The following is a 6,817-nucleotide window of genomic DNA, read 5'->3' on the forward strand; positions in this document are numbered from 1 at the left end:
TAGAAGCGCCCGTTGGCGTCTTTTTGCGTGGCCCGCTGGATCACAGCTTCCAGAGCGGGTGTTGCGCCGGGCACGGGGGGCGTCGGGTCGTTGCAGATGTGGTAGGTAATGGTGACGACCGAGTCGCCGGTGAAGGGCTTGCGGCCTGCGGTCATCTCCCAGAGAAGAATTCCCAGCGAGAAAATATCGGAGCGGGCATCTATCGGAAGGCCCTTGATCTGCTCGGGCGACATGTAGCTGGGCGTCCCAAAGATCTGCCCGGCGACGGTGAGGGCGGACTCTGAGAGAATGCGGGCGATCCCAAAGTCGGTGAGCTTGACCTGGCCGCCGGGGAGAATATGCACATTGTCGGGCTTGAGATCACGGTGGACGATCCCGGCTCTATGGGCGAAGTCTAAGGCATCGGCGAGCGCGATCCCGATGCGCACGACTTCGGTGAGGGGGAGGGGGCCGTTTGCCAGGAGCTGCTGGCGGAGAGTCTGGCCCTCTAAGTACTCCATCGCAATAAAATAGCGCCCGGTGTCCTCCCCGACTTCGTGGATCGTGACGATATTGGGGTGAGAGAGCTGCCCTGCGGCGCGTGCCTCGCGGTAAAAACGCTCGATCCGATCTACCCGTGCGGCTCCGGCGGCATCGGGGGCAAGTGCCAGCTCTTTGACCGCTACCCGTCGCCCGACCTGCGGGTCTTGCGCTTCGTAGACAATGTCGTTGGAGCGCGCGATCTCCCGAACGATTTTGTAGCGTCCGAGCTGCATCTGTTTAGCCCTCCGGCTCCAAGGCAGTGACGGCTTGGACACGGAGCAAGAGAACGGTGCTATTGTCCTTACCACCCGCGTCGTTGGCCGCATCCACGATGTCGAGTGCCGCCTTCGAGAGGCTTTTCGTGCCGACAAGGGCCGCAAGTGCGTCCTCGCCCAGGTAGCCTGTCACACCATCGGTGGCAAGTAAGATCGTGTCGCCGGGAAAGAGCTTCTCGGTCAGAATATCGGCGACCATTCCGGTGCCCATCCCAACCGAGCGTGTGATCACGTTACGGTACGGCGACTGCTCGGCCTCGACTCGGGTGAGAGCACCCCGACGGACTTGCTCCTCGACCCAGGAGTGGTCTGTGGTGAGCTGGCGAATCCGCTCGCCCTCACGGAGCAAGAACGCGCGTGAGTCCCCGACATGAGCGATGGTGAGTATGTCCTCTAAGACGATGGCAACCACCATGGTCGTTCCCATGCCGTTCTTGGCGTTCATGCTGATAGCCGCCTGCGTGATGAGCGTGTTCGCATCCGCAAATGCTTGCTGGAGCGCTTCGCCAACCTCCCCGACGACAGGCTCGGCGAAGTAGGAGCGGATCACGGTCTTAAGGCCCGCCTCGGAGGCCACTTGGCCGGCACTGTGCCCGCCCATGCCATCCGCAATCGCCCAGAGCCTACCCCGTACCGCAAGGGTGGGGGCATCGTCGGGCGTGAAGAAATCGAACTTGTCTTCGTTGTTCTCTCGGACACGGCCAATATCGGTGCGAGCGGCAAACGTAAGCTCAGTATGGTGGGTGGGCCGACAGTCTGCAAGCGCCGCCCAGCCTCGGGCAAGCTCCTCGGTGTCGAACTCAGCGGTTGTCTCGTCGGCCATTTTCTCTCCTGCCACCCCGGTGGTCTAGGTCGTGTCTTGGTAGCGGAAGGCTACTGTCTGAGCTAGTTTATCGTGCCACGTCTCATGATTCCCGTCCCAGAGTGCCCAGAGAAATCCCAGACCGACGGGAAGGAGGGAAAGAAGCTGCCCCAGAGCCCGCTTGAGCGCTTGTTTCGTCTCCAAAATCGTCCCGTCGGAGTCTAAAACAATCACGCCCGCGAGCTGCTTACCAACCGTCTGACCGCTCATGGCAACCATGAGAGTGTGATAGGCCAGAAAGCCAATCGGGAGCACCAGCCAGTAGATCCAGAACTGAGGCCGCATGGCATTGGTGAGATAGCGGTAGCTTTCTGGACGCAGGGTGCCGCCCGTAAACATCGCCAGAATCACTGCAAGCACTCCCGCGAGAGCCAGAAACAGAGCAATATCCACCAGCATTGCTCCGAAGCGGGTGCCTAGTGACGCGTGTTCAATGGCCTGCTGCTCGACATGGAGGACGGGAATGACCTCGTAGTCTTGGTCGTGCTCGGGAGAGATTGCCCCCTCAGGAGCACAGCCCTCGCAGAAGATCTGCTCCCCGAGTGCGTGGGCGCAGCGCTCACACAGCAGGGAGGCGCACTGGCCACAGGTTGCCGTGGCCTCTTTGTTGGCATGGTTGACACAGGCGATCTTCCCCGCCATTGCGGGATCAATTAACTCTCGTTTACACTTAACACAGACCACTTTTTCCGTTTGATTTGCAGTACCACAGTGTCGGCAGGCTACCATTTTTTCCGCCCTCCTAGGGTTTTCCTATTTTGCCTGAGACTCTCTGGTGGCGCAAGTAGGCATTACGTTCTGCGTTGCCCGATGCTCTGTCTGCCCAGGTTTCTAGGGGACTGGCATCGTGGCCGTTTTGGGGGAAGATCAGATAGCCCCAGGCATAGCCTAGCAGAGTGAGTGGGAGATACAGCGGCCCCAGAATCCGGCCCTGCATTGCATGTACTAGCTCATGGCGGTAGATAGTATCGGAGAGCTTCTGCGAACAGATCACCACATCGCCGATACACATGCCGGAAAAATAGCGCCGCCCAAATGTCTCCGCAATCCAGCCGCCGCTTACGACAAAGACTCGATTTTCTCTATCCCAGGTGACGCTCCCACCTAGGCCAAAAAACAGCCCGATCAGGGTGTTAGGCAGCGACCACAGCGGAGCAAGAAAGAGCAAGACAGAGTGCATGGCAGAGAAGTCCTAGCTTAGATCGCAGCTTGCACCGGGCTCTTGTGGGACTTTATAGACCCCATTTTCCACTTGTGCAGGGTGGACAAAGTGGGGCTTCAGGTGCGGAATATGCTCCAGAAAGACCGGCTCTTGGCCCAGCATAATCGCGTTGAAGAGCACCAAGTGCTGGTGGAGCTGGCCCATATCCCCGACATGGGGGACGATGGGCTTGCCGAATTTCTTGGCGAGCAGGCTCACCGCCAGAAACTCACTCACCCCAGCGAGGCGTACGGCATCGGCCTGGACATAGGCAAGCGCGTCAGCTTGGAGGTAGTTCTTAAAGACAATCCGATTGGGGAAGTGCTCTCCGGAGGCGATGCGACCAGGCACAACCTCGATATTGAGCCTCTGGTGCGCCAGAAGATCATCGGGATGGGTAGGCTCCTCGATCCAGAGTGGCTTGAGTGGAGCCAGCGCTCGGCACGCGACCTCGGCTTCGAGCAGGCTCCATTTTTGGTTGGCATCGCACATCAGGCTCGCCGCGTCCCCGATGGCGTTGCGCACCAGTGTGGCGCGGCGCAGGTCACGGGCAAAATCGTCGGAGCCGACTTTCAGCTTGAGCGCCGTGAAGCCCGCCCCCAGGCTCTTTTTGATGTTCTCGCTGAGCCTTGCATCGTCGTAGCCCAGCCAGCCCGCCGAGGTATCGTAGCCTGGGTAGCCCTCGGTGAGGAGGTGCGTTTGTGTACGCGACTGGCGCAGTAGCTCCAGAGCTTGCTCTTTTGTGAGGGCATCATCGAGGTAGCTGAGGTCAAGCGTCGCCAAGAGTTCCTCGGGTGCAAGCTCCAGAAGTAGCTTCCAGAGTGGGACGCCGCGTGACTTGGCCCAGAGATCCCAGCAGGCATTGTTGATGGCGGCCAGCGCGAGCTGCACCACGCCCTTGTGCGGCCCGAGCCAGCGCAGCTGCGGGTGATCCGCGAGGTGGCGCTGGAGCGCACCGAGCTGCGCCATCAGCTCCTCAACCTCTCGCCCTAACAGCGGCTCCGCAAGCAGCTGAATCGCCTGGCAGACCAGCTCGTTGCCACCGCCCAAGGTGAACGCCAGCCCTGTGCCTGTGGTTTGAGAATCCGTATGGAGTAGCGCGGTGGCGTAGCTATAGACGGGGTTGGTGTGGAGCGAGTCCGTACCCGCACCATCTGAGAGTGGGAAGCGGGCATCACGAACCACGACCTGGGTGATCGTCACGTGCGCAGTGCCTCCAGAAACTCCCGGTTGCGCCGAGCACTTGCAGTTGTCTCCTCCCAAGTTCCCGTGCGGCAACACTCCACCATCACGGGGCCGGTGAAGTCCTCAGCGGCCAGTACCTCAAAGACACCGACAAAGTCCACGACACCCTCACCAAACTCCAGCATCACCTCGCCGCGTTGCGTCGCGCAGTCCTTGGCGCAGAACCCGCTGGTGCGTGCTGCCACCCGCCGCGCCTCGGCGATAGGGTCTTTTTCTGTGTAGTGGATGATATTGCCTGCATCGTACCAAAGCCTCACATTGGGATGCGCGATCTCATCAAAGCAGCGCTCGATCTCGTTTGCTGCTGCTGTGCACCCGCCATGAGGTTTGAAGACCACCTGAATCCCGTGCGGCTCGGCGCAAGCTGCTGCAAAGCGCGTGGCGGCGTACCAGCGAGCGAACTGCGGCTCGTGGTCGGCTCCAAAGGTCATTAAATACCGCACGCCCAGCGCCTTCGCGCGCTCTACCTGCCGCGCAAGACTCGCAAAGGCATCGCCCTCGCTGCCGCTGTGGTCCACGTGTAGGCACGCTAGATTTGCCATCAGCCCGTGCGCCGCCAGTCGCGAACCAACTGCCGCCGTGTCCATGCCATCGAGTGCCAGCGAGAGATCCGCCACCCCGCCCAAGAGCCCGACAACCGAGTAACCCGCTGCGGCGACTCCCGCCAGCGCCTCGTCAAAAGAAAACTTACCCCAAGGGCGCACAAACGCCCCGATCTGCCACGTTGCTTCCATGCCGCAACGTTCACCGAGCCGGTAGAGAGTTCCTGCTCACAAAGTAGAGGGTATGGTTTCTCTCAGGGTTATCGGCGTTGATGGTACTCTCGTGGGGAAACTGAGCGAGCCAGGGTTCATTGAGCGGGCTCTGGTGGTAGCGCAGGTTCTCCCGCTCCATCGGCCCTACCACGATGGCATCAATCCTATGCCGCTTTAGCAGAGCCTCTGCGGCAGTGCCACCGGCGTAGATCGTCCGAAGCTCTTTCTCGCGCTCCCCGTACTCCAAGCCGTGCGTCCAGAGGAAGCCCGTGTAGCCCAGAAACGTCCGACGTCCGGCGAGCTGGTGAGGGGGATTGTGGACAGGGGCCGAGAGGATCACCGCCGTGGGCTTGGTGGTCTCGGAAATCAAGGTAGCAAAGGCGAGCTGGTCAGGGTCGTAGATGCGAGACTGGACTTGGCGGCTACCCACCCGGACGATATCCAGAGCCCCCGAGCTGCATAGGAGCAAGCTCATGCCAACGGCGATAAGCCGCCCAAGCATCCCACTGCTCGCCAGACGCGCGACAACGAGGGCGACAATCGGACAGGAGGCGATGTACCAGACCGCCAGGACCTTTATACTATCCCATTCCCATGGGGCGAGCTTGATCACATTGGGAACCAGGAAGCACAGCGCAAAGGGAGCCCAGAAGCGCTTCAGGCGAGGGGGAACCAGCCCAGGAAGGGGCGCGATCAGCCCAATGGCGAGCAGGGGCAAGAAGGCCCCCGTGTTCCAGAGCCAGTACTCCACCACCCCAAACTCCCCCTTCATCCAGCCGAGGCTCCAGCCAAAGAAGTGTGTGGGATGGACTTGGCTGCCTGCTGTGGCATAGGCAAGCTGAGGGAGGGCCAGAGCAAGTGCTGGGACAAAGAAGCGCCAGGTATGCACCCGGATCTTGGGCTGCCAGAGAAGCAAGAGGGGAGCAAGCGCCAGCATCGTCATAAATGTATGGGCATGGGCGAGCGGGAGGAGCCCACAGACCACTCCGGCTAGTGTGAGGCGTCTGGGGGCATGGCTCGGAGCCCCATGGAGGGCTTCCCAGCAGAGAATCCAGACGAGTACCAGCAAGGGAGCCCCTAGGAGCATTCCCCGCATCGAGCTAAACCAGTAGACCAGGGGGTTGCCCCAGTGCAGCAAGGTGGTGTGCTCGGTGAAGTCATCGGTGAGCCTGGTGAGGGAGCCGTGGTCGTGCAGGAAGAGCGCAAAGCCAAGACCGCCGCCGCAGAACAGAAAGAGCGGCGCAAGGCAGGCAGTGAGCCGCGAGCGGGTCGCCTTTTGAGTAAAGCGGTGTAAGAGAGCGATGAGCGAGAGCGCTAAGGAGACATTTTGCACCAAGAGGGCCATGGTGAGTGAGAACCCTGAGCGGACACCGAGCGCCGCGATAAAGTCCACTAAGTAGGGGTAGGCAAGCCTGGCATCGTAGAGGAGAGGATCGCTTGGAGGGAAGTTCTCGCCGTAGGCAAAGCCCTGCAAGATGGCCAAGTGGTAGGGAAGGTCTGCCCAGGCATCCTTCGCCCCAATGTAGTAGCCGTCGGCCTGCTCATGAAAGAGTGCCTGGAAGTACCAGGTCAAGAGCAGGGCAACGATCAGTAGCAGCACGCTCTCAACAGTTAGCGGGAGGCGATGCGGGCGTCGTTGAGGAGCCGGGCGACGCCGGTAGAGCACGAGAGGGAGCACCAAAAAGAGCAGGCTGGCCGTTGCGATGACTCCCACCCTCAATCCCAGAAAGTTCGCCAAGGCGAGGCATACAAGTCCCAGAGCTGCCGAACCTGCTACGTTCCCCGCAGCCAGGCAGACCAGCCATGGCCAGCGGGGAGCAAGCAGGCGAAAGGTCAGTGTGCCACCTAGTAAGGCAGCCAGGTACGGGAGCATACTCCCATTGTTGGCAGATATCCCAGCAAAGCATAGCCAAACTGGCTGGGTACAATCCCACCATGCGAGGTTTCTTTTACGGCT

The 6,817-nt window shown here is 60.7% G+C and carries 7 protein-coding genes; all 7 read right to left on the reverse strand.

Annotated elements, in window-relative coordinates:
* A partial coding sequence (locus AC1XOS_RS17915) for a serine/threonine-protein kinase (RefSeq protein ID WP_481963584.1) occupies positions 1-755 on the reverse strand: 755 nt, incomplete at its 3' end.
* Between the two features lie 4 nt (positions 756-759).
* Positions 760-1,620: a protein phosphatase 2C domain-containing protein gene (locus AC1XOS_RS17920; protein WP_481963585.1), complete on the reverse strand. Its 861-nt coding sequence runs from the start codon at positions 1,618-1,620 to the stop codon at positions 760-762.
* Between the two features lie 24 nt (positions 1,621-1,644).
* The gene (locus AC1XOS_RS17925) at positions 1,645-2,301 is read right to left on the reverse strand and encodes an RDD family protein (protein WP_481963586.1); all 657 of its coding nucleotides are present in this window, start codon (positions 2,299-2,301) and stop codon (positions 1,645-1,647) included.
* 100 nt (positions 2,302-2,401) lie between these two features.
* Complete coding sequence (locus tag AC1XOS_RS17930; protein WP_481963587.1) at positions 2,402-2,839, reverse strand: hypothetical protein; 438 nt, start codon at positions 2,837-2,839, stop codon at positions 2,402-2,404.
* A 12-nt stretch (positions 2,840-2,851) separates the two neighbouring features.
* Entirely contained in the window at positions 2,852-4,063 is a 1,212-nt protein-coding gene (locus AC1XOS_RS17935) for an enolase C-terminal domain-like protein (protein WP_481963588.1), read from the reverse strand.
* On the reverse strand, positions 4,060-4,839 hold the full coding sequence (locus tag AC1XOS_RS17940) for a sugar phosphate isomerase/epimerase family protein (RefSeq protein WP_481963589.1): 780 nt from the start codon (positions 4,837-4,839) through the stop codon (positions 4,060-4,062). The genes AC1XOS_RS17935 and AC1XOS_RS17940 overlap by 4 nt, the downstream gene beginning before the upstream one ends.
* Positions 4,840-4,849: 10 nt before the next feature.
* Entirely contained in the window at positions 4,850-6,733 is a 1,884-nt protein-coding gene (locus tag AC1XOS_RS17945; RefSeq protein ID WP_481963590.1) for a hypothetical protein, read from the reverse strand.
* Positions 6,734-6,817 lie beyond the last annotated feature (84 nt).

The organism is Armatimonas sp., assembly GCF_964826245.1.